Origin of the sequence: Bacillus sp. FMQ74 (assembly GCF_001875785.1) — a bacterium.
In the GTDB taxonomy this organism is placed as follows: domain Bacteria; phylum Bacillota; class Bacilli; order Bacillales; family Bacillaceae; genus Bacillus; species Bacillus stercoris.
This window is the reverse complement of record NZ_MOEO01000006.1, coordinates 40,781-63,535: the sequence shown is the minus strand read 5'-3', so window position 1 is coordinate 63,535 and position 22,755 is coordinate 40,781. Positions and strand designations below refer to the sequence as shown.

At 46.3% G+C, this 22,755-nt stretch carries 22 protein-coding genes and 2 riboswitches; of the genes, 2 read left to right on the top strand and 20 right to left on the bottom strand.

Annotation, left to right across the window (positions count from 1 at the left end; genetic code table 11):
* Nucleotides 1-25: 25 nt before the first annotated feature.
* Complete coding sequence (locus BLL41_RS13085; protein WP_071578162.1) at nucleotides 26-1,768, bottom strand: adenine deaminase; 1,743 nt, start codon at nucleotides 1,766-1,768, stop codon at nucleotides 26-28.
* A gap of 129 nt (nucleotides 1,769-1,897) precedes the next feature.
* Here BLL41_RS13085 and BLL41_RS13080 point away from each other — a divergent pair, with 129 nt between their 5' ends.
* On the top strand, nucleotides 1,898-2,125 hold the full coding sequence (locus tag BLL41_RS13080; protein ID WP_071578161.1) for a YgaP family membrane protein: 228 nt from the start codon (nucleotides 1,898-1,900) through the stop codon (nucleotides 2,123-2,125).
* A 14-nt stretch (nucleotides 2,126-2,139) separates the two neighbouring features.
* On the opposite strand, the gene BLL41_RS13075 is transcribed toward BLL41_RS13080, so the two are convergent.
* Entirely contained in the window at nucleotides 2,140-3,411 is a 1,272-nt protein-coding gene (locus BLL41_RS13075) for an APC family permease (protein ID WP_071578160.1), read from the bottom strand.
* A 147-nt stretch (nucleotides 3,412-3,558) separates the two neighbouring features.
* Here BLL41_RS13075 and BLL41_RS13070 point away from each other — a divergent pair, with 147 nt between their 5' ends.
* Nucleotides 3,559-3,981, top strand: a complete 423-nt coding sequence (locus BLL41_RS13070; RefSeq protein WP_071578159.1) for an Lrp/AsnC family transcriptional regulator — start codon at nucleotides 3,559-3,561, stop codon at nucleotides 3,979-3,981.
* Nucleotides 3,982-4,018: 37 nt separating this feature from the next.
* On the opposite strand, the gene purD is transcribed toward BLL41_RS13070, so the two are convergent.
* The 18 genes from purD to guaA form a co-directional block, all read right to left on the bottom strand.
* Nucleotides 4,019-5,287, bottom strand: a complete 1,269-nt coding sequence (gene purD / locus BLL41_RS13065) for a phosphoribosylamine--glycine ligase (RefSeq protein WP_071578158.1) — start codon at nucleotides 5,285-5,287, stop codon at nucleotides 4,019-4,021.
* Nucleotides 5,288-5,302: 15 nt separating this feature from the next.
* Nucleotides 5,303-6,841, bottom strand: coding sequence for a bifunctional phosphoribosylaminoimidazolecarboxamide formyltransferase/IMP cyclohydrolase (purH, locus tag BLL41_RS13060; protein WP_071578157.1), 1,539 nt, complete (start codon nucleotides 6,839-6,841; stop codon nucleotides 5,303-5,305).
* The gene (gene purN, locus BLL41_RS13055; protein ID WP_071578156.1) at nucleotides 6,838-7,425 is read right to left on the bottom strand and encodes a phosphoribosylglycinamide formyltransferase; all 588 of its coding nucleotides are present in this window, start codon (nucleotides 7,423-7,425) and stop codon (nucleotides 6,838-6,840) included. The genes purH and purN overlap by 4 nt, the downstream gene beginning before the upstream one ends.
* Nucleotides 7,422-8,462 (bottom strand): phosphoribosylformylglycinamidine cyclo-ligase, encoded by a 1,041-nt coding sequence (gene purM, locus BLL41_RS13050; protein ID WP_071578155.1) that lies wholly within the window; start codon nucleotides 8,460-8,462, stop codon nucleotides 7,422-7,424. The genes purN and purM overlap by 4 nt, the downstream gene beginning before the upstream one ends.
* Before the next feature lie 100 nt (nucleotides 8,463-8,562).
* Nucleotides 8,563-9,993: an amidophosphoribosyltransferase gene (gene purF / locus BLL41_RS13045; protein ID WP_003233947.1), complete on the bottom strand. Its 1,431-nt coding sequence runs from the start codon at nucleotides 9,991-9,993 to the stop codon at nucleotides 8,563-8,565.
* Nucleotides 9,969-12,197 (bottom strand): phosphoribosylformylglycinamidine synthase subunit PurL, encoded by a 2,229-nt coding sequence (gene purL / locus BLL41_RS13040; protein WP_071578154.1) that lies wholly within the window; start codon nucleotides 12,195-12,197, stop codon nucleotides 9,969-9,971. The genes purF and purL overlap by 25 nt, the downstream gene beginning before the upstream one ends.
* On the bottom strand, nucleotides 12,181-12,864 hold the full coding sequence (gene purQ / locus BLL41_RS13035; protein WP_014663062.1) for a phosphoribosylformylglycinamidine synthase subunit PurQ: 684 nt from the start codon (nucleotides 12,862-12,864) through the stop codon (nucleotides 12,181-12,183). The genes purL and purQ overlap by 17 nt, the downstream gene beginning before the upstream one ends.
* Entirely contained in the window at nucleotides 12,861-13,115 is a 255-nt protein-coding gene (gene purS / locus BLL41_RS13030) for a phosphoribosylformylglycinamidine synthase subunit PurS (RefSeq protein ID WP_003219409.1), read from the bottom strand. Before purS ends, purQ begins: the two co-directional genes overlap by 4 nt.
* Nucleotides 13,108-13,833, bottom strand: coding sequence for a phosphoribosylaminoimidazolesuccinocarboxamide synthase (purC, locus tag BLL41_RS13025; RefSeq protein ID WP_014476029.1), 726 nt, complete (start codon nucleotides 13,831-13,833; stop codon nucleotides 13,108-13,110). Before purC ends, purS begins: the two co-directional genes overlap by 8 nt.
* 73 nt (nucleotides 13,834-13,906) lie before the next feature.
* Complete coding sequence (gene purB, locus BLL41_RS13020) at nucleotides 13,907-15,202, bottom strand: adenylosuccinate lyase (RefSeq protein WP_003233955.1); 1,296 nt, start codon at nucleotides 15,200-15,202, stop codon at nucleotides 13,907-13,909.
* Entirely contained in the window at nucleotides 15,199-16,341 is a 1,143-nt protein-coding gene (purK, locus tag BLL41_RS13015; protein ID WP_071578153.1) for a 5-(carboxyamino)imidazole ribonucleotide synthase, read from the bottom strand. Before purK ends, purB begins: the two co-directional genes overlap by 4 nt.
* Nucleotides 16,334-16,822: a 5-(carboxyamino)imidazole ribonucleotide mutase gene (gene purE / locus BLL41_RS13010; protein WP_071578152.1), complete on the bottom strand. Its 489-nt coding sequence runs from the start codon at nucleotides 16,820-16,822 to the stop codon at nucleotides 16,334-16,336. The genes purK and purE overlap by 8 nt, the downstream gene beginning before the upstream one ends.
* Nucleotides 16,823-16,962: 140 nt before the next feature.
* Nucleotides 16,963-17,064, bottom strand: a riboswitch (purine riboswitch).
* A gap of 79 nt (nucleotides 17,065-17,143) precedes the next feature.
* Nucleotides 17,144-17,341: an NETI motif-containing protein gene (locus BLL41_RS13005; protein WP_003219403.1), complete on the bottom strand. Its 198-nt coding sequence runs from the start codon at nucleotides 17,339-17,341 to the stop codon at nucleotides 17,144-17,146.
* On the bottom strand, nucleotides 17,341-17,895 hold the full coding sequence (locus BLL41_RS13000) for a DUF2179 domain-containing protein (RefSeq protein ID WP_009966729.1): 555 nt from the start codon (nucleotides 17,893-17,895) through the stop codon (nucleotides 17,341-17,343). Before BLL41_RS13000 ends, BLL41_RS13005 begins: the two co-directional genes overlap by 1 nt.
* Before the next feature lie 214 nt (nucleotides 17,896-18,109).
* Nucleotides 18,110-18,277 carry a Fur-regulated basic protein FbpA gene (locus BLL41_RS12995; protein WP_071578151.1) on the bottom strand — a complete coding sequence of 56 codons (168 nt, stop codon included), beginning with the start codon at nucleotides 18,275-18,277 and terminating at the stop codon, nucleotides 18,110-18,112.
* A gap of 158 nt (nucleotides 18,278-18,435) precedes the next feature.
* A complete protein-coding gene (locus BLL41_RS12990; RefSeq protein WP_071578150.1) occupies nucleotides 18,436-19,239 on the bottom strand; it encodes a hypothetical protein in 804 nt (267 codons plus the stop codon).
* Nucleotides 19,240-19,449: 210 nt separating this feature from the next.
* Nucleotides 19,450-20,772 carry a hypoxanthine/guanine permease PbuG gene (gene pbuG, locus BLL41_RS12985; RefSeq protein WP_071578149.1) on the bottom strand — a complete coding sequence of 441 codons (1,323 nt, stop codon included), beginning with the start codon at nucleotides 20,770-20,772 and terminating at the stop codon, nucleotides 19,450-19,452.
* Nucleotides 20,773-20,906: 134 nt separating this feature from the next.
* Nucleotides 20,907-21,008, bottom strand: a riboswitch (purine riboswitch).
* Between the two features lie 143 nt (nucleotides 21,009-21,151).
* On the bottom strand, nucleotides 21,152-22,693 hold the full coding sequence (gene guaA / locus BLL41_RS12980; RefSeq protein ID WP_003244399.1) for a glutamine-hydrolyzing GMP synthase: 1,542 nt from the start codon (nucleotides 22,691-22,693) through the stop codon (nucleotides 21,152-21,154).
* Between the last annotated feature and the right edge of the window lie 62 nt (nucleotides 22,694-22,755).

Genomic DNA, 22,755 nt, shown 5'->3' with positions numbered 1-22,755 from the left:
TGTCGGCTCCCCGCTCTTTTATATTTTAACGCATTATCGATGGAAAGAGTACAGTTTTTTTCATGACGTCGAAGATTCCTCTCGGCGTAATGCGTATATACGGAAGGTGCGTACTTTGCAAAAAGAGCAGCGTATAGACGGGATCACTAAATTTGTAGCCTCTTTCTGTCAAAAGATCTCTCAGCTTCTGTTCCTTTTCAAGCACGACTTCATATGCTTCTGAAGAGGCGCAGCCGCACAGCGCAAGCGGAATTTCATAAAGAATGTTCCCATTTTCCGCCAGAACGATTCCGCCTCCGATCTCTTTCATGCGGGCGAAAGCGAGCAGCATATCCGCTTTATTTTTACCAATCGCGACAATATCGCCTGTCGTCGTAAAGGAGCTAACAAATCCCTGCACGCTTGAGGCAAAGCCTTTTATCATTGTGTTGACGCGCCATTTCCCATGCTTATCAAGCATTGTCAAATAACTTTCATCATGGTCAAATGAGAGCTGTTCCATCGAATTGTCGATCTCAATCATATACGGCTCCATAATAACCGCATTCCGCATTTTCACGCCCATCGGCATGGAAAACTGCAAATCATCCATCGTCATATCATATGAAAGCTCAAGCGGGACAAGACCGCCTTTGTTCCAGTTCATCTTTGTAAACGCCTTCAAATCACAGCCGTCTTCTCGCAGGATGGTCCCTTTTGACAGAACAGTCACGGGATTTGGATTTAGCGGATCTTCCAGTATGTTCAGCGATGCCAGTCTGCCCGGCCCGACAACTCCTAAATAATCATCCATTTGGTAATACTTTGCGATATTAAACGATGCCATATTGTAGGCGTCGATTGCAGGTACGCCTTCTTCTAACGCGATGCGGATCAGCTCGTTTGTCATGCCGCCTTTATAGAAATTCGGCGTCGCGCCGTCTGTCGTGTAAAAGAAGTGGTCATAATAGCGAAAGCCCTTCTCATGCAGCTCCTGCAAGATTTTTCTTACATCAGGGCGAATGGAAGAGTTCCGAAGGGAAACATAATAGCCCAGTTCCAGCCTTCTCATCACTTCATCACCTGTCATCGCTTCATGATCGCAATCCGCTCCGAATAGCTTCATTTTTGTAAGCGTTTTATCAGAAGCGCCGGGAAAATGCCCTTCAATGCGCTTTCTCTGTTTCTTTGTAGCTTGCATGCAGTGGAGCATTAAATCATCACCATCTACAAGGCGAGGCCATCCGGTCATTTCTCCGCCTTGAATCACATCCGGATGTTCAATCCACTGTTTTCTGACGTCAAACGGAAGGACGTGGTCCTCGTTCAGAACCTCTGTCTGGAGGTCATAGCGTGACCACCAGAAATACTGGACAGGCTGCTTTTTGAGTTCATTCAAAATCGTAAGCGCTTTCTTTTTTCCGCTTTGCAAAAGCAAAAATAAATTATCATTCACAAATGTCGTGGTTCCGTATTGAGACACATATTCCGCCAATGTTTGGGGATTATATATTTGAAAAGGATGTGCGTGCGGTTCAATATAGCCTGGCACAATGTATTTTCCTTCACAATCAATCGTATGAATTTTTTCGGCTCTATTCGGAAGTTCATGACCCACATAAACAATGCGGTCCTGATAAATCCAAATGTTTTTTTTCAGCCATTGTTTTACATATGGGTTTAAGACGAGAGCATTCCGTAAAAGGAGCGTTGGAAGCAGCTTTGAGTCTACAACATCAACCTGTGCCCTGATGTCTTTGTTTTTCCAGTTAAAGGTGCGTTCGGACATTCACATACTCTCCTTTATATGTATTAGACTCATGGTATCACATCCTTCCTCATCACGCACGATAAAAACGTTACAAATTTTTGAAGGTTCGATTAAAAAACTTTTTTAAGTAAAAAGGAGCGGATTTCCATGAAGCCAAACATCAGTCTCATCAATGCCGTCTTCAGAATCGCCTGCGGATTGACGATTATGTCAGCCGCAAGCGCAAAGTTTACGAAAAAACCTTGGTGCAGAATGCATCTCTTTTACATCTTTATGGGGGCCATGAAAGCGGGTTCGGGAATCCTGCGCTTCTGCCCTGTGACCTACATGTTTCAAAACAGCGATTCTGGAAATAACGGCCAGCATAACGGATAAATGAAAAAGCTTGATCACGACACGTGATCGAGCTTTTTTTTATGCCCACCCTTTGTTTTCATATAGAAAAATCCTGCAGCTGCCAGCACAGCTGGATAAAAGAGCGCCCAGCCGCTGAATGAGTAAATCACCGCGCACGCCACAAACGCCCCGAGCGCCATCCACCAGCCTATATCTCTCCTGCCCAGCAGTTTCAGTGCTGCCGCCATTGTACATATGTAAGATGCGATAAAAGCCGCGCTAGGTCCTTTCAACAGAGTCGTCAAATCGATTTGAAACACGCCATGCGCTGCAAGCACTAAGCCAAACACTGCGGCCATCGCTGTCAAAACACGGATAGGCGTACGTTTTGTCACACTGAGTTTTCCAAAAAATACGGGGATGTGCCCCTCTCTCGCCAATGCGTACACCATTCTGGAAAAACCAGCAATATTGGCGTGAATGGTGGCGAATGTAATAAACAGCGCTAAGCATACCGTGACGTATACACCGCTTTTCCCTGCTCCTTTTGAGATGAGCATGGCAAGCGATGCAATTTCTCCATTCTCTCCATATGAATGAGTCCCCACTGTCACAAATGACAGCATGATATACAGGCCTGCCACACAAGACGCTGCCAAAAACAAGCTGAGCGGGACATCTTTTTCAGGGCGATGAAATTCCTCAGCCAACGGGGTAATCATTTCCCAGCCTACAAAAGAGAAAAAAATCATAACAGATACAGATCCCGCGGCAGACCAGCCATGCGGAAGAAACGGCTTGAATTCTGCTATCGTGACGTGTGGCAATGACACTGCAATAGAAGTGACAAGCAGAAATACGATGACACATATAACGAGTGTACTGATGTTTGCTGAAAGTTGAATCCCTCTTATATGAAGCAAAATAGATATAGCCAGCATACAACCAGCAATCGATGTAACCTGCCAATCCGCCGCCTCTGTGACGTAACTGACGTAATTCGCGCCAGTCAAAGCGATGATGGGAACGCCGATCGGAACGGACCCTAACATGATCCAGCCCAAAATAGCCCCGGCTTTTTTCTGAAAAGCCAGCTGCACATAAGCCGTGATTCCTCCCGCGCTGGGCGCTATTTTCACAAGCCGGGCCAGCGTGCCGACAAGAAGAAAAGATAAGAAGGACATGAACCCCCAAACAAATAAAGAAGCGGGGCCGGCTGCGTCAGCTGTCACAGACGGCAGAATTAATATCCCGCAGCCTAAAACGGCCCCAATCGTTAACGCTGTCCCTTGTATCCAAGTAATAGAACGCTGCAATTCTGGCAACCATGATGCCTCCTCTCTGATTGATGGCTTTATTATAGAAAAAATAAGACGGCATCCATATGCTACAATGAAGTTAAATCAACCGCATTACCTTATGATCAAAGGAATTTTTATTCATTCGCCTAAATATGTAAAGGAGCCAGACAAATGGACAATACAGACCTTCAGATTCTCTCGCATTTGCAGCGAAACGGCAGATTAACGATGGTTGAGCTGGGAAAGCTTGTCGGACTCAGCTCGCCAAGCGCGGCGGAGCGTGTCAGGAAGCTTGAAGACAAAGGAGTGATTACCGGCTACAGCGCGAATATCTGTTACGAAAAACTAAACAAGCATGTCACCGCTTTTATTCTCATGGAGCCGAAAAGCTGCAAGCACTACGCCGCCTTTGCAAAAGCGCATCCTGATGTAGCAGAAAACCACCGTATCACAGGGATGTACAGCTATGTGACAAAGGTCGTGACTGAATCGGTACATACGCTTGAAGATTTTATTGACGCCTCGATGGCCCATGGAAAACCGACCACACTCGTTGTGCTTTCTTCTTCCGCTCACCACCCCGCTTTTACATAATAAAAAACCCGCAGATTAATCTGCGGGTTTTCCTCACTTATTTTTGGGCAGCCTTTAAAGCGCGTGCCCCAATGTCTTTTCTGAAAAAGAGTCCCGGTTTGAATATTTCATCAACCGCTTTGTACACTCGGTCTCTAGCCGCTTCAAACGTTTCATCAAAAGCCGTCACATTGGCGACGCGGCCTCCGTTTGTAACGAACTCTCCGCCTTCTGCTTTCGTTCCGGCATGGAAAACGACAACCTGTTCAGTTTCTGCTGCAAGGCTGCCGATCGGCGTGCCTTTTGCGTAGCTTTCCGGATACCCTTCTGAAGCAAGCACGACACTCACTGCCGCGGTATCCTTCCATCTTAAGTCAACTTCCTTATCATCTAAAAGATCAAGAAGCACCTGCACCAGATCAGATTCCATGCGCGGAAGCACGACCTGCGTTTCCGGATCGCCGAAACGGGCATTAAATTCGATAACCTTCGAGCCGTTTTCAGTGAGCATCAATCCAGCGTACAAAACGCCAGTAAAGGAACGGCCTTCTTGTACCATTGCTTTGGCGGCCGGTTTCACGATGGTTTCTACCGCATGGCGGACCGTTGCTTTCGAAATTTGCGGAACTGGAGAGTAAGCCCCCATTCCGCCCGTGTTCGGGCCTTTGTCTCCGTCAAATGCACGCTTGTGATCCTGGGCAATGACCATTGGATACACCTTTTCTCCCTTGACAAAGGCCATTAAAGAAAATTCTTCACCAGAAAGGTATTCTTCAATGACGACAGACGCGCTTGCATCACCGAACTTTTCATCCTCAAGAAAATCATGCAGACATGCGATTGCTTCTTCCTCTGTCATAGCCACAGTAACGCCTTTTCCAGCTGCAAGTCCATCTGCTTTTATGACAATCGGAGCGCCTTTTTCCTGCACATATGCCTTCGCCTCATCAAAGGATGTAAACGTGTCGTATTCTGCGGTCGGAATGTCGTATTTCTTCATTAAGTCCTTAGCGAACTGTTTGCTTCCTTCGATGATCGCCGCGGCTTTTGACGGGCCGAACACACGCAGACCCGCTTTTTCAAATTCATCCACAAGACCTTCAATTAAAGGAACCTCAGGGCCGACAATTGTCAGGGCAACCTGATTTTCTTTTGCAAATGAGACAAGCCCTGCGTGGTCGCTTTCCTCAATGTTTACAAGCTGTGCGGAAGCTGCCATGCCGTCATTTCCGGGAGCGGCAAATACATTCTCGACGAGGCTGCTTTGCGCTGCCTTCCATGCCAGCGTATGCTCTCTTCCGCCTTTACCGATAATTAATACATTCACGTCGTTTTCATCCCCTTAATGTTTGAAGTGTCTGATGCCGGTGAAGACCATGGCAATGCCGTATTCATCCGCTTTTTTGATGGAATCCTCGTCACGCACAGATCCCCCCGGCTGAATGATAGTCGTAACACCCGCTTTTGCCGCTTCTTCAACAGTATCCGGCATTGGGAAAAATGCATCAGAGCCGAGTGCACTGCCCTTCGCTTTTTCTCCTGCTTGTTCAATCGCAATTTTCGCTGATCCGACGCGGTTCATTTGGCCTGCTCCCACGCCGACTGTCATGTTATCCTTCGCGAGAACGATCGCATTTGATTTCACGTGCTTCACGACTTTCCAAGCAAGCTTCAAGTCTTCCCATTCTTGCTCGTTCGGCTCTCTTTTTGTCGGAATGCTGATCTCCGCATCATCGAAGCCGTGCATATCTAAATCTTGAATCAGCAGCCCGCCTTGAACGGATGTCAGCTGTTTTTCCTTTTGAACAGCAGCAGATACGTCAAGCGTCAGCAGACGAAGATTTTTCTTCGCAGTCAGGATGTCAAGCGCTTCTTGGCTGAATGAAGGCGCAATGATGATTTCTAAGAAAATGTTGTGAAGCGCTTCGGCAGTTGTCTTGTCCACTTCACGGTTCAATGCGATAATGCCGCCGAAGATAGATGTTTTATCCGCTTCAAACGCTCTGTCGAAGGCTTCTGCGATCGTTTTTCCTGTTCCTACGCCGCAAGGATTCATATGCTTTACAGCAACCGCAGCCGGCTCAGTGAATTCACGAACGATTTGAACTGCTGCATCCGCGTCTTTAATGTTGTTGTAAGAAAGCTCTTTTCCGTGGAGCTGTTCTGCTTGCGCAATAGATCCTTTAACAGGAAGAGCTGTTTGATAGAATGTCGCTTCCTGATGCGGGTTTTCTCCGTAGCGAAGCGATTGTTTTTTCTCAAATGTCACAGTAAATTGCTCTGGTTCTTTTTCACCGACAACGTCTGTCAGATAGTCAGCGATCAATGCATCATATGCCGCAGTATGACGGAATACTTTTGCCGCCAGTTCGCGTTTTTTCTGAAGTGATACGCCGCCTTCTTCTTTGATTTGCTTCAGCACTGGGCTGTAATCGGCCGGATCGACGATAACCGTGACATCCTGATGGTTCTTTGATGCCGCACGCAGCATGCCGGGTCCGCCGATGTCGATGTTTTCAATCGCTTCTTCATATGTGACATCTTCTTTAGAAATCGTTTCTTTAAATGGATAGAGGTTGACGACAACGAGGTCAATCGGCTGTATCCCGTGTTCATTGATCTGCGCCATATGCTCTTCATTGCCGCGAACCGCCAGAAGGCCGCCGTGAATATTCGGGTGAAGGGTTTTTAACCGGCCGTCCATAATTTCAGGAAATCCTGTCACTTCAGAAATTCCGATCACATCCACACCGTTTTCTTGAAGAAGCTTTTTCGTTCCCCCTGTTGAGATGACTTCAACGCCAAGCTCTGTCAGTTCTTTTACGAAAGGAACGAGATTTGTTTTATCTGAAACACTGATTAATGCACGTTTAATGGTCATGCCTTTTCACCTCTGTTATTTAATCCTAATAGCTGTTTAATCACACTCGGATACCATTTATGCTCAAGCTTGTGAATCCGCTGTTCGATGGCTTCCAATGTATCATGTTCATCAATTTCGATTGCCTTTTGAGCAATAATCGGACCTGTGTCCATTCCTTCATCGACATAATGCACGGTGATTCCGGCCACCTTCACACCCGCGCGATACGCCTGTCCGACTGCGTCGATCCCAGGAAACGCCGGAAGAAGCGACGGGTGAATGTTAATGATTTTCCCTCCATATGCTTGAAGGAGCGTATCACCAATCAGCCTCATATAGCCGGCAAGAACAATCAATTCAACCTCGTGAAGACGAAGCTGTTCAATGATGGCTTTTTCAAATGCTGCCTTGTTTTCATAAGACTTCGGTTCAAATGCAAAGGATGGAATGTGGAATGCTTCTGCCCGTTCGATGACTTTCGCCTGCGGTTTGTCGCAAATGAGGAGCGCTACTGACGCATCCCAGTTCTCCTCCTTCAAACGCGTGACGATGGCTTCGAAGTTTGAACCGTTTCCTGATGCAAATACCGCAAACTTTTTCATGAAAGTGCCGCACCGCCAAATGTGACGCCTTGGCCTTTTTTCACACGCCCGATCAAATAGGCTTTTTCGCCATGGCTTTCAAGAGTTCCGATCACATCTGTCAAATGCTCTTCTTTGACTGCCAAAACAAAACCGATACCCATATTAAAGACGTTGAACATGTCTTCTTCCTTCAGCTTGCCGTACTCTTGCAAGAAAGAAAAAATTGGCGGGATCGGCCATGACCCGTGATCGATTTCCGCACTTAAGCCTTCTGGAAGCATGCGCGGGATATTTTCGATAAATCCTCCGCCTGTGACGTGTGCCATGCCGTCGATTTTTCCGCTTTTGACTGCGGCAAGCACAGGCTTCACGTAAATTCTTGTCGGTTCAAGCAACTCCTCGCCAAGGGGGCGGTCAAACGGTTCGTATGTTGTATCAAGATCCAGCTCTGCATCATCCAGAAGCACTTTTCTGACAAGGGAAAATCCGTTGCTGTGAAGGCCGCTGGAACTGAGGCCGATCAAAAGATGGCCCTCTTTGATGTTTTCTCCAGTCACGATTTCATCCTTTTCTGCCACTCCGACTGAGAAACCGGCAATATCGTATTCATCAGCTGTATAGAGCCCCGGCATTTCAGCTGTTTCACCGCCGACTAAGGCTGAGCCTGACTGCTCACAGCCGTCTGCCACACCTTGTACGATCTGCTCAATTTTCACAGGGTCCGCTTTGCCGACCGCTAAATAATCGAGGAAAAACAGCGGCTCTGCACCTTGTGCCAGCACATCATTGACACACATTGCAACAGCGTCCACGCCAATCGTGTCATGCTTATCCATGGAAAAAGCGAGCTTTAATTTTGTGCCGACACCGTCCGTTCCCGAAATGAGAACTGGCTTTTGATAAGAAAGCTCAGACAGGTCAAACATGCCGCCAAAACCGCCAAGGCTGCCCATAACGCCAAGCCGTTTCGTGCGCTCCACGTGTTTTTTCATTCGTTTTACAGCTTCATATCCGGCTTCGATGTCAACTCCTGCGTTTTTATATGCTTCAGACATCCTATTCACTCCTTTAAGGCGCTTTTCAAAATATCTCCCCTAAAGAGGGCAGAAAGAGAAAGGCAGCCGAACTGCGCTGCCTTTATGTCATTTTCAAGTTTTATTTGGTTAATACTGCTTCTTTTACATGAGGAAGCACTGTATCCTGGTAAATTTCAGTCGGATATTTTCCTGTAAAGCAAGCGAGACACTGTCCGCAATTCGAGTCATCGTATTTTCTGCCGATGCCTTTCAGCAGCCCTTCCACACTCAAAAATGAGAGGGTATCGGCTCCGATTTCCTGACGGATTTCTTCAACAGAATGCGAAGACGCGATCAGTTCTTCATGTGTGGAAGTGTCAATGCCATAAAAGCACGGATGGGCGATCGGCGGTGAACTGATTTTTACATGCACCTCTGTCGCACCCGCTTCTCTCAGCATCGTGACAATCCGGCGGCTAGTTGTCCCGCGTACGATCGAATCATCCACCATAACGACGCGTTTGCCTTCTACAACCCCGCGCACCGCAGACAGCTTCATTCTAACGCCTTGCTCACGCAGAGCCTGAGACGGCTGAATAAACGTTCTGCCGACATAGCGGTTTTTGATTAAGCCGAGCTCATACGGAATGCCTGTTGCCTCTGCATAGCCGATTGCCGCTGAAATACTGGAATCCGGAACCCCGGTTACGACGTCAGCTTCAACTGCGGATTCCTGAGCCAGCATTTTTCCAAGGTTTTTACGGGCACTGTGCACATTAATACCGTCAATATTGCTGTCTGGCCTTGAGAAATAAATGTACTCCATGCTGCAAATGGAACGGTTAATATTCATGGAAAAACGTTCTGATTTCATGCCTTCATCATTGATGATCAGCATTTCGCCCGGTTCTACCTCACGAAGGTACGTTGCGCCGACGACGTCAAATGCGCATGTTTCTGATGCGACCACATAAGCGTCGCCCATCATACCGATGGACAGCGGTCTCAGCCCGTTCGGGTCAAGCGCGACAATCATTTCGGTTTCGGTCATGATCAGGAACGCGTAGGCGCCTTTCAGCATGGAAAGCGAGTTTTTAATTTGGTCCTTCAGCGTGAAGTGTCCGCTTCTTTTGATCAGGTGAGCCAAAACCTCTGTATCCGAAGAGGTTTGAAAGATGCTCCCTTGATTTTCGAGCTGCTGCTTCAGCTGAGTAGCGTTAACAAGGTTCCCGTTATGAGCAAGCGCCAGGCTGCCGTTGTTTTGGGAACGGAAGAGGAGCGGCTGAACATTTTCGTAGCCGCCGCCTCCAGCCGTTGCGTACCGAACGTGCCCGATAGCGCCTTTTCCCTTTACTTTGCTGAGCTCGCCATTTTGAAATACTTCAGTGATCAGCCCTTGGCCTTTGTGCGCTGTCAGTTTTTCACCATCAGTCGCTACGATGCCCGCACCCTCCTGTCCTCGGTGCTGAAGGCTATGGAGACCGTAATACGTGATCTGCGGGGCTTCTTCATGTCCCCAAATCCCAAATACGCCGCATTCTTCATTTAAGCCTTTGATTTCAGCAAGCATGGGATAGCTCCTTTCCATGCGCGTTCAAGCTCTTTCGTTTGCGCATGAATCATTTGTTGTCCGTCTTGGTTTTGAATCGCCAGAATTCCGTCAGCCGTTACCTCACCAATATGAACCGCATCTTTCACAGCTGCTTCAAACGCTGCTTGATGTTCTTTTTTCACTGAGACGACGAAACGGGATTGAGATTCAGAGAATAATAATGCCGCTTCCCCTTCTACAGTCACGTTGGCGCCAAGGTTTTCCGTCGTCATGACACTTTCCGCAATCGCTACGCCTAAGCCGCCTTCAGACACATCATGCGCAGATTGAACGAGGCCTTTTTTAATCGCGTCAAGCAGTGCTCTTTGGCGTGACAGCTCTACATCAAGATCGATTTGCGGCGCTTTGCCGTAAATGCGGCCTTCTGTCATTTTTTGCAGCTCGCTTCCGGCAAACTCTGGTTTTGTTTCGCCGATCACGTACACAAGATCGCCCGCTTGTTTGAAATGCTGTGTTGTAATGTGTGCTGTATCTTCAATTAAGCCGACCATGCCGATAACAGGTGTCGGATAGATCGCCGTGCCGTTTGATTCGTTATAAAGCGATACGTTACCGCCGATAACCGGTGTGCTGAGAACATTGCACGCCTCACTGATGCCGTCTGCCGCTTTTTCGATCTGCCAGAAGATTTCCGGCTTCTCCGGATTTCCGAAGTTAAGGTTATCCGTGACTGCAAGCGGCTCTGCACCTGAGCAGATGATATTTCGTGCCGCTTCAGCAACAGCAATTTTCCCGCCGACTTCAGGATCAAGATAGAGATAACGCGCGTTACAGTCTGTCGTCATCGCCAGCGCCTTTTTCGTTCCGCGGATTCTGAGAACACCGGCATCAGACCCAGGAGCGACAACTGTATTCGTGCGCACCATGTAGTCATACTGGTCGTAAACCCACTCTTTGCTCGCAATCGTCGGCTGCTGAAGAAGCGCCTTCAGCGTTTCATTCGCATTTTCAATTTGCGGGGCAGGAACGTCCGTTTCCAAAAACTCGCGATAGTAAGCAGGCTCTTGAGAAGGCTTATGGTAAACCGGTGCTTCTTCTGCCAAGGCATCAACAGGCAGCTCGCACACAACCTCTCCTTTGTGTGTCAGGCGAAGCATTTTATCATCTGTCACACGTCCGACAGAAACCGCTTCAAGATCGTACTTGTCAAAAATATCTATGATTTCCTGCTCACGTCCGCGCTCAATAACCAAAAGCATCCGTTCCTGTGATTCAGAAAGCATCATTTCATACGCGCTCATGCCTGTTTCGCGCTGAGGAATCAGGTCAAGGTTCATTTCAATACCAGAACCGGCTTTACTTGCCATTTCTGCACTTGAGCTTGTTAAACCGGCAGCTCCCATATCCTGAATGCCGACTAAGGCGTCGCATTGGATGACTTCCAGACATGCTTCAAGCAAAAGCTTCTCCATAAACGGGTCGCCGACTTGGACAGCAGAACGCTTTTCTTCAGATGAGTCTGACATCTCTTCAGAAGCAAACGTAGCGCCGTGGATTCCGTCACGCCCTGTTTTCGCTCCTACGTACATTACGGTATTACCGACACCCTTCGCCTGGCCTTTTTTGATGTCTTCATGATTGATTAAACCGACGCACATGGCGTTGACAAGCGGATTTCCTTCATAGCTGCTGTCAAACTGCACCTCTCCGCCGACTGTCGGGATGCCGATACAGTTGCCGTATCCGGCGATACCCGCTACTACTTCTTCAAACAAGTACTTCACGCGGGGTGAAGTCAGTTCACCAAATCGAAGAGAGTTCAATACAGCGATTGGACGGGCACCCATTGAGAATACGTCACGGATAATTCCGCCTACGCCAGTCGCAGCGCCTTGGTAAGGCTCGAGAGCTGATGGGTGGTTATGTGATTCAATTTTGAAGACAACCGCTTGGTTATCACCGATATCAACGATTCCGGCGCCTTCCCCCGGCCCCTGCAGCACACGCTCGCCGATTGTCGGGAATTTACGCAAAATCGGCTTTGAGTTTTTATAGCTGCAATGCTCAGACCACATGACAGAAAAAATTCCGATTTCTGTGTAGTTCGGCAATCTTCCAAGAATGGATTCTATCAATGCAAACTCATCATCACTGACACCCATTTGCTGATACAGTTTCTCTTCTTTTATTTGTTCTTTACTTGGTTCAAGCAGTAGTGACATGAGTTTCCCTCCAATTTTTCACGATAGACTGGAACAATTTAAGACCGTCGGCGCTTCCAAGCAGTTCATCGACCGCGCGCTCAGGGTGAGGCATCATGCCTAATACATTGCCTTTCTCATTCACGACACCGGCAATGTCGCTGACACTTCCATTAATATTAGAGCCGTATGTGAAAGCAATTTGATTGTTTTCCTTTAATGAAGCAAGCGTCTCGTCATCACAGTAGAAATTCCCTTCACCATGGGCAACCGGGATTGTAATCGATTGTCCCTTTTCGTAGGAAGCTGTGAATAATGTTTCGTCGTTCTGCACAATCAATTCAACCGGACGGCAAATGAACTTCAAATCTTTGTTGCGTCTCATTGCGCCTGGCAGAAGCCCAAGCTCCTGTAAAATCTGGAATCCGTTGCAGACGCCAAGAACAGGTTTTCCTTCAGCCGCCGCCTGTTTAACAGCTGGCATAATATTCGCAAATCGGGCGATAGCACCGCATCTTAAGTAATCGCCGTAAGAAAATCCTCCCGGAATTAACACGCCGTCGAAGCCGTCAAGACTTGTTTCCTCATGCCAGACGTATTCCACTTCATGGCCGAGCTCATCCTTTACAGCATGATACATATCGATATCACAGTTGGAGCCGGGTAACACAATCACCGCAAATTTCACTGTGCGACTACCTCCTCAACCTCGTATCTGTAATCTTCAATCACTGTGTTCGCAAGAAGTTTTTCGCACATTTCTTTCACTAGAACATCAAGATCCCGGTCAGATTTTTCAATGGTAAGCTCCATGTATTTCCCGATGCGCACATCTTGAACTTCGTTGTAAGTCATACTGTGCAAGGCATGCTGGACAGCGCTCCCTTGTGGATCTAGTACACTTTCTTTTAAGCTGACATAAACTTTTACTTTATACATGATGAATGCCTCCCAGTCTTTTGAAAATCTCTTCGTATGCGTCGGTTAAGCTTCCCAGATTGCGTCTGAATAAATCTTTGTCCAGCTTTTCGTTCGTTTCTTTATCCCACAAGCGGCATGTGTCAGGAGAAATTTCATCCGCCAAAAGCACTTGCCCTTCTGCATCTAAACCGAATTCAAGCTTGAAATCTATTAATCTGACATGACAATCGTCGAAAATGCTTTGAAGCTCTTCATTTACTGTTTTTGTAATGGACTTAATGGTCTCTACCTGCTCAGGAGTCGCCGCCTTCAAAAGCCAAATATGATCTTCTGTGATGAGCGGATCACCCAGCGCGTCATCCTTGTAGTAAAACTCGATAATCGGCTGTTCAAGTTCCGTGCCTTCTGGAATGCCGAGACGTTTGGACATGCTTCCTGCCACAACATTTCTGACGACGACTTCAAGCGGCACAATCGTTACCTTTTGAATGAGCTGCTCCGTTTCCGAAATGCGCTCGATAAAGTGATTGTTAATGCCCTTTGCATGAAGATGTTTGAAAATCAAGCTTGAAATCTCGTTATTTAAGCGCCCTTTCCCGCTGATTTCTGCTTTTTTCTCGCCGTTAAAGGCAGTGGCGGAGTCTTTATACACGACATACAGCGTGTTTTCGTCATCGGTTTTGTAGATCTTTTTTGCTTTTCCTTCATATAAAAGTTCATTCTTCACAATATTCACGGAAGGCCTCCTAACCCGAATGTTGGGAATTTTCAAACTTCAGCGGCTTAGAAGAAGCCGCTAAAAGCTTCTTCTATGCTAAACCTAAACGTTCAAAGATCAGATCAACATTTTTCAGATGGTAGTTGTAATCAAAGCAGTCAGCAATTTTTTCCGGAGAAAGACGTGACGTGATTTTCTCTTCCGCTTCCACAAGCTCACGGAACGGCACTTGTTTTTCCCACGCTTCCATTGCTTTTGGCTGAACAGTATCATAGGCTTCTTCACGTGTAAGGCCTGTGTCAATCAAAGCAAGCAGCACACGCTGAGAATAGATAAGGCCTAGAGTGCGGTCCATGTTGCGCTTCATGTTTTCCGGGAAGACCGTTAAGTTTTTCACGATATTGGAGAAGCGGTTCAGCATATAGTTCAGCGCAATTGTCGCATCCGGAAGAATAATCCGTTCTGCTGAAGAATGAGAAATATCGCGCTCATGCCATAATGGAACATTTTCGTAAGCTGTCATCATGTAGCCGCGGATCACGCGCGCCATGCCTGTCATGTTTTCAGAACCGATCGGATTTCGTTTATGCGGCATTGCAGATGAACCCTTTTGCCCTTTCGCGAAAAATTCCTCAACTTCACGTGTTTCACTCTTTTGCAATCCGCGGATTTCCACAGCGAATTTCTCGATGCTTGTCGCGATCAAAGCGAGTGTTGCCATATAGTCAGCATGACGGTCACGCTGAAGGGTTTGAGTTGAAATTGGTGCTGCTTTCAATCCGAGCTTCTCACAGACATATTGCTCAACAAATGGATCAATGTTCGCATATGTGCCGACAGCGCCGGAAATCTTTCCAACCTCGATGCCTGCTTTCGCTTGTTTGAAACGCTCAAGATTACGTTTCATTTCTTCATGCCAAAGCGCAAGTTTTAAGCCGAATGTTGTAGGCTCAGCGTGTACGCCGTGTGTGCGCCCCATCATAACTGTGTATTTATGTTCTTTTGCTTTTTCTTTAATAATGTCAACAAATCTCTCAAGATCCTTGAGCAGAATATCGTTTGCCTGTTTTAATAAGTAGGAAAGAGCCGTATCAACAACATCAGTTGACGTTAAGCCGTAGTGCACCCATTTTCTTTCTTCACCCAGTGATTCGGAAACGGCGCGTGTAAAAGCGACAACGTCATGGCGCGTGTCCTTTTCGATTTCTAAAATACGGTTGATGTCAAATGACGCGTTCTCGCGCATAACTTTTACATCTTCTTTCGGAATGACACCAAGCTCCGCCCACGCTTCACAGGCAAGAATCTCTACCTCCAGCCATGCTTGAAATCTGTTTTCATCCGTCCAAATCGCAGACATTTCAGGTCTTGAATAACGTTCGATCATTCTGCTTGTCCTCCGTCTCTATTCATCCATTTATTTGTGATCTCCTGAATCCATTCGTCTTCAGGCTGCTTCATAAATGTAATATGCCCCATTTTGCGGCCTTTTTTAATTTCATGTTTTCCGTATATATATAGCTTTGCCTCTTTTAAAAGCTCCGGGTCTTCCTCAACAAGCTTTACTTCATCGCCGAGAAGATTCACCATCATGCCCGGCTTCAGCAAATCTGTCTTCCCAAGCGGAAGCCCGCATACCGCTCTGATATGCTGTTCAAACTGGCTCGTCTCGCAAAGATCCAGTGTATAATGCCCAGAATTGTGCGGTCTTGGCGCCAGTTCATTGACCAAAAGCTCTCCGTCCTCTGTCAGGAACATCTCAACAGCAAGCGGCCCGACAAGGTTAAGCTCATCTGCAAGCTTAACGGCCAGCTCAGCAGCCTTCTGCTGAATCCCTTCCCCGACCCGTGCAGGCACGATGCTTTGGAAAAGAATATTGTTGTGGTGAATGTTTTCAGCTGCCGGAAATGTTGAAACTTCTCCGTTTACTGATCTGACGACAATCACCGACATTTCCATTTTAAAAGAAACCCAGCTTTCAAGAATGCAGGTTCCGTGTGCTAACAGAGCGGCTGCCTGCTCCATTTGCGCCTCTTCTTTTATCACAAATTGGCCTTTGCCGTCGTACCCGCCGCGGCATGTTTTCAGCACTGCCGGAAGCCCAAGCTCCTGTACCGCCTTTTTCAATTCATTCTTTGTTTTGACGATGCTGTACGGTGCGACTTCACAGCCCGCGGCTTGAATTGCTTTTTTCTCTGTTTCACGGTTTTGGGTAATGAGCAGCAGCTCACTTCCTTGCGGGAGATACGCATGGTCTTTCAGCCAATGCAGCGCATCATAGTCGATGTTTTCAAACTCATATGTGATGATATCGCTGATTTCAGCCAATTTTCGAATCGCTTCACGGTCATTATAATGAGCGGTAATTTCGACATCCGCAACCTGCCCGCACGGCGAATCTTTCACAGGATCAACGACCGCGACTTTATACCCCATTTGTTTGGCGGACACAGCCATCATTTTCCCAAGCTGGCCGCCGCCGATTATGCCGATTACAGCTCCCGGGTAGATGATTTGTTTAGACAAGCTGATCACTGCTTTCTAACACCGTCTGTTTTGTATTTTCTCTTCTCTCATCCAGCTTACGGGCAAGACCTTCGTCAAAAGCTGACAAAATTTGCGCCGCTAACAGGCCTGCGTTCACAGCGCCCGCTTTGCCTATGGCTGTCGTCGCAACAGGCACGCCTCCAGGCATTTGGACGATGGATAGAAGTGAATCCATCCCGTTCAGCGCCTTGGACTGGACCGGCACTCCAATGACCGGAAGTGTTGTTTTCGCCGCCGTCATCCCCGGCAGATGCGCCGCTCCACCGGCACCGGCGATGATCACCTTGATGCCTCTTTCTCTGGCGGTTTCAGCGTATTCAAACATGAAATCAGGCGTCCGGTGAGCGGAAACGACCTTTTTTTCGTACGGAACATTAAGTTCGTCAAGTATGTCGCATGCGTGTTTCATTGTCTCCCAATCGGAAGTGCTTCCCATGATGATTCCTACTAGCGGCTGCATTCTGTTTCCACCTTCTCATGCTTTAGTTTTCAGAAAATAAAAAATACCCGCTCTGCATTGCACTTATGAGGAAGCAATACAAACCGGGCATGGTACATGTATCGTCAGTCGTTCGCTTCTGCGATATATCCATGTCAGTTTTATCGATCACTTTCCTGCATAGTCCGGCAATTTACGGTTGCCGGGTAGAAACTTATGGGCCATATTCCCAAGATTATATGAGGTCGTGTTTTGATTTCATGTTTATCTTAACAACGGTCATGGATAATGTCAACGATATTATCGAACGATACAAAAATTCATTCTACTAATGTTCGTGTTTTAGATCAATTTCCCTTCAAATACGATTTTTTTCCCGCACGGAACGATCTGAATTGACCCATTTTCCTTTTTTTCCATAAAAATAGGCTCTTCCATTCGCCTTACAGGCAGATATCCTTCTTCTTTCATTTGCTGAAGCACCGCATCAATCGTTTGCTGCTCTGTCACTTCAAACTTTTTCTTCTTCGGCTTTGCCATTATTCTTTAATTCTCCTCTTCTTCACCGCTTTGACCCAGAAGCCCCCGTGGATTGTTTTTGGTTCGTACGCAATAATAAAGGCCTTTGAATCAAGTGTTTTAATCGTATCATATAGCTGGAGTTCATATCTTCTCGGCGTCAGAATCTGAAGGGCTGTACGGTCACCTTCAAGTCCGCCCGCCACCCAGTTTGTCACGCCGTAGCCTTTTTCACGGAGCTGCTTCGGAAGATCAAGATCAAGCTCCTTCGTAATGACATTGACCATAATATAGCCAAGCGCCAATTTTTCTTCTATTTTCATGCCGACAATCACGCCAAGACCGTAACCGAGTGCGTATGCGATCACGTTTTGAATCTGGTCTAGGTTGTCAAGCACAAGACTCAGCCCTGTCACATAAACCAGTATTTCAATCGTGCTGATGCCGGCAGCTAAATAACGCTGTCCTTTCAGCGTTAATATCATTCTTATCGTAAAAAATGACACATAGACAATATTAATAATGAGAATTATGAGAACCATGGCTATCCCATTTGATAAGATGGTTTGCATCATTTTATTTCATCCCCCTACTCTTCAGCTTGCATAAAGCATTCATATTCTACTAGAGAAATGAGTCGTTTACAATGAGCCGAGGCCCAAAGCCTAAGGAAAATATTTCGACACGCTTTATGAGGTTAAACAGTAGTAGTTTACCCTCTTTCTCGCCTTTTCAAAATCAAAACAAAAAAGCCCGCTTTTCAGCAGACTCACCTCTTTATATCTATTGTCAGATCTCTTTTTTCATTTTCTGAAGGGACTTGTATTCTTTCTCAAGCTCACTTAGCGTGTAGTGAGCCAGCTGTTCCCCTCTTCCCTGATAAAATTCCGAGAGCAGTAATTTGGTTTTTAAAAATTGCTTCTTTTGATTAATTGCGCGGCGAAGTACATCAGCCATGTCCATCATCCTCCTTCAATATAAAGGTTTTTGCGCTGGACGTTTACAGCATTTTCCCCATCATACACGGGTTATTCCTACAAATCAACTATGTTTTTTAGATATATTTGTAAAAAGTGTGACATGAAAAAACCGGCTGCTTTGAGCCGGTTTTTTTATTAAAGCGGAATCAGCGATGCCGTAAAATATTCAGAAATAAACGGCCAAGTCACTGCCGTAAACAGCAGCGCTACCGCCACCACAGCCAATACACAATAGATATAATCAATCGGTGCATCTTCTGCCGCCTGGTACACCCGCTGCACATACAGCGCGATGATAAAAAAGATTGAAAACAAGATCAGCACTGTAAACAGAACTGTCAGCATCGGAATATTCACGATCGCAAAGATCAGCCAAATGATTGAAACAGCAATCACCGGTACAAGTAATGAACCCAATACGGCAGCCGCTTCTCTGAACGTCACCTTCTGCTTCATCATGTAGCGGGAGACAGCCCATATAGCAAAGACCATTACCGCGAAAAAGATCAGCAAATACACAAGAACAACTAAAAACCCGTCATAGAAAGCATGATGGCGTTCTCCGAAACCGAGCGGCCGATTCCAGCTTGCCTTTAACTGAAACCAATTCCCAATTGAAAAAATGATACTGAATATAAGCATTGAAATCAGACCGTACTTATAATGAGAAAAACCATCCGTTACGACAGTTTTCGCCGGTGATTTTAAAATCGAGAACGCAAAACCGCAATATCTGTTGATGGCTGCCCAAACAGACGCAAGCTTGTCTCTAACAGTTGATTCACCGCGTTCCTGGCGCGGTTTCTGCTTTTGTTTTTGCTTCTGCTTGCTTTGCCGGCTCGCCTTTCTGGACATTCTCGATAGCGGTTCTTCGTCTGCATCTATTCTTTCACTCTGGTTAACTTCTTCTTCAAACGTTTCTTTTCTTTCTTCCGTCATGTCAGCAACTCCTATCAAAAAAATACGGCGGAATACCATTCAGTAAGAAAATAAAACACTTATATAAGGTACCGAAGCCTTCCTGAACAGTCAAGTCATTTCAATTTAAGTAAAGCATGGCGGCACATCTACATGACGGTATATCGTATGAAATGGTTTTATCTTTTGCAACAAAAAAACCAGCTGCCGGTGCAGCTGGTTTTTCATTCCTTATTTTAAGAAGATAAAGTACAGAATAAATACGACAAACAGCCCGTACATGATTGGATGAACCTCTTTGGCTTTTCCTTTGCACACCATTGTAATCGGATAGAAAATAAATCCGATGGCAATACCAGTCGCAATGCTGTACGTTAACGGCATCATGATCATGGTAAGGAAAGCAGGAACGGCCACCTCGAACTTATCCCAAGCAATTTTGCCAAGCGGCGCCACCATCAATGCACCAACAATAATAAGCGCCGGCGCTGTTACATTTGACGTAACGACTGATAAGAGCGGCGAGAAAAACGTAGCCAGTAAAAAGAGAAGCCCTGTTACAATTGCGGCAAATCCTGAACGGGCACCCGCAGCGACACCTGAGCTTGATTCCACGTAAGAAGTTGTGGTAGACGTACCAAGCACGGCACCGATCACAATCGAAGATGAATCAGCTAAAAGCGCACGGCCCGCACGCGGCAATTTGTTTTCCTTCATTAAACCAGCTTGTGTTGCCACAGCAACAAGTGTACCAGCTGTATCAAAAAATCCGACAAACAAGAATGTTAAAATAACGATCAGCATTTGTACGGAGAAAATATCCGGGAGGTGAATCCACGCTTGTCCGAAAGTCGGCGCAAGGCTCGGTACACTGCCGATAATCTGAGTCGGAACCGGAACCAAACCGAAAATCATGCCGGCAACCGCTGTTAATAACATCCCGATAAACACGCCTGCGTTGACGCGAAGCACCATTAAAATAACCGTGACAATCACACCGAAAATTGTTAACAGCACAGGACCGCTGTGAATGTTTCCGATCGTGACGAGCGTAGAAGGATTTGCAGTAATGATTCCTGATCCTTGTAAGCCAACGAATGTAATAAACAGGCCGATCCCCGCACCGACTGCCAATTTCAGCTCAGGCGGAATGGCGTTGATGATTTTTTCACGAAAACCTGTTAAAGAAAGAGCAACGAAAATAAGACCTGAAATGAAAACACCTGACAAAGCTGCCTGCCATGAAATACCCATACCAAGGACAACAGAAAACGCAAAAAACGCGTTCAGCCCCATACCCGGCGCGATGGCAATCGGATATCTCGCTATTAATCCCATTAAGATACAGCCTGCTGCAGACGCCAGTGCTGTCGCCGTAAAGACCGCACCCTGGTCAATTCTCAGCGCCTCCGGAAAATCTTTCACGCTGTCCAAAGCAAGCGTAATCGGATTGACGAACAAAATATATGCCATAGACAAAAAAGTCGTTAATCCGCCAATGATTTCATTGCGATAGCTGGTGCCCAGCTCATCAAACTGAAAATACCTTTTCAAGCTATTTGACTCCCTTCAGTCTTTGCTATTTATCCTGCCCTGAAATCGCCAAATAAAAAACGCCCCAATCATTTTGGGACGCTTGACTACAGACGGATTTCAGTTCGAATAAATAAACGTGTTTTATTTATATCAAACGAAAGAAATGTTTACGTAGTCAAGCCATTTACGGTAGCTTGGTAGAGACTTGCGAGCCATATTCCCGCGATTATACGAATTCATCTTATTTGATTTCTGTGTCTATTGTACCAACTTCATTTTGAAAAAACAATACAAAAAGCGAACAATAGTCACACAAAATCCAATTTTGTTCGTAATAAACAAATAAAACCATCTTCCCGGCAAAATTGCCAAAAAGATGGTTTCCATTCATTGTTTCTTATTCCCACTCAATCGTCGCAGGCGGCTTACTTGTAATATCGTACACCACGCGGTTAATGTGCTTCACTTCATTCACGATACGTGTCGAAATGACTTCAAGCACATCCCACGGGATACGCGCCCAGTCAGATGTCATGCCGTCGATTGATGTAACGGCGCGGATTCCGATTGTGTAATCATATGTTCTTGCGTCACCCATAACACCAACGCTGCGGATGTCAGGAAGAACAGTGAAGTATTGCCAGATATCACGCTCTAAGCCGTGATTTGCAATTTCTTCACGCAAGATTGCATCTGATTCACGAACGATTTCTAGTTTTTCTTCTGTTACTTCGCCAAGAACACGGATTCCGAGTCCCGGTCCTGGGAACGGCTGGCGCCATACGATTTCATCCGGAATGCCGAGCTCTGTGCCAAGCGCGCGCACTTCGTCTTTGAAGAGCGTGTTTAACGGCTCGATCAGCTCAAACTGCATGTCTTCAGGAAGCCCGCCGACATTGTGGTGAGATTTGATCGTTTGCGCCGTTGCAGTACCGCTCTCGATGATATCTGTGTAAAGCGTACCTTGTGCAAGGTAGTCGATGCCTTTGAGCTTGTCCGCTTCATCATCGAATACGTAAATGAATTCATTACCGATGATTTTGCGTTTTTGCTCAGGATCAGAAACGCCTTTTAGTTTATTTAAGAATCGATCTTTTGCGTCTACTTTAATCACGTTCATGTTAAAGCCTTCGCTGAATGTTTTCATAACACCTTCAGCTTCGCCTTTACGGAGAAGACCATGGTCTACAAAGATACAAGTCAGCTGGTCGCCGATGGCTTTATGAATCAAAACAGCAACAACAGAGGAATCAACGCCGCCGCTTAGCGCGCAAAGAACCTGTTTGTCTCCGACCGTTTCACGGATTTTTTGCATTTCGATTTCGATAAAGTTCTCCATTGACCATTCGCCTTCGCATTCGCAAACACCGAATACAAAGTTTTTCAGAAGATCATTGCCGTATTCAGAGTGGCGCACTTCCGGGTGGAACTGAACGCCGTACCATTTTTTGTCCGCTTTGCTCATTGCTGAGTTCGGGCAGTGATGGCTTGTCGCGTCAACAGTGAAGCCTTCAGGAACTTCTACAACCAAATCGCCGTGGCTCATCCAAACCACTTGTTCATTCGGAAGATCTCTGAACAAATCAGGTGTGCCTTCGATACGGATGTTTGCTTTTCCGTATTCACGCTGGCTTGCCGCTTCAACTTTACCGCCAAGGTAATGAGTCATCAGCTGCATGCCGTAGCAAATTCCCAAAACAGGAATATCAAGCTCAAAGATTTTCTCGTCACAGCGGAAAGAGTTTTCATCATACACACTGTTTGGACCGCCGGATAAAATAATTCCTTTCGGATTCATTTTTTTAATTTCTTCAGCCGTCAATGTATGTGGATGCAGCTCGCTGTATACACCGAATTCACGGATACGGCGTGTAATCAGCTGGTTATACTGACTGCCGAAATCAAGGACAAGAATCATTTCATTCACTAACTTTGTCATGGTTGTCACCTAATCTCCTCTAAGTTTTTTGACACAGAAAAAAACGAGGACAGATATGAAGC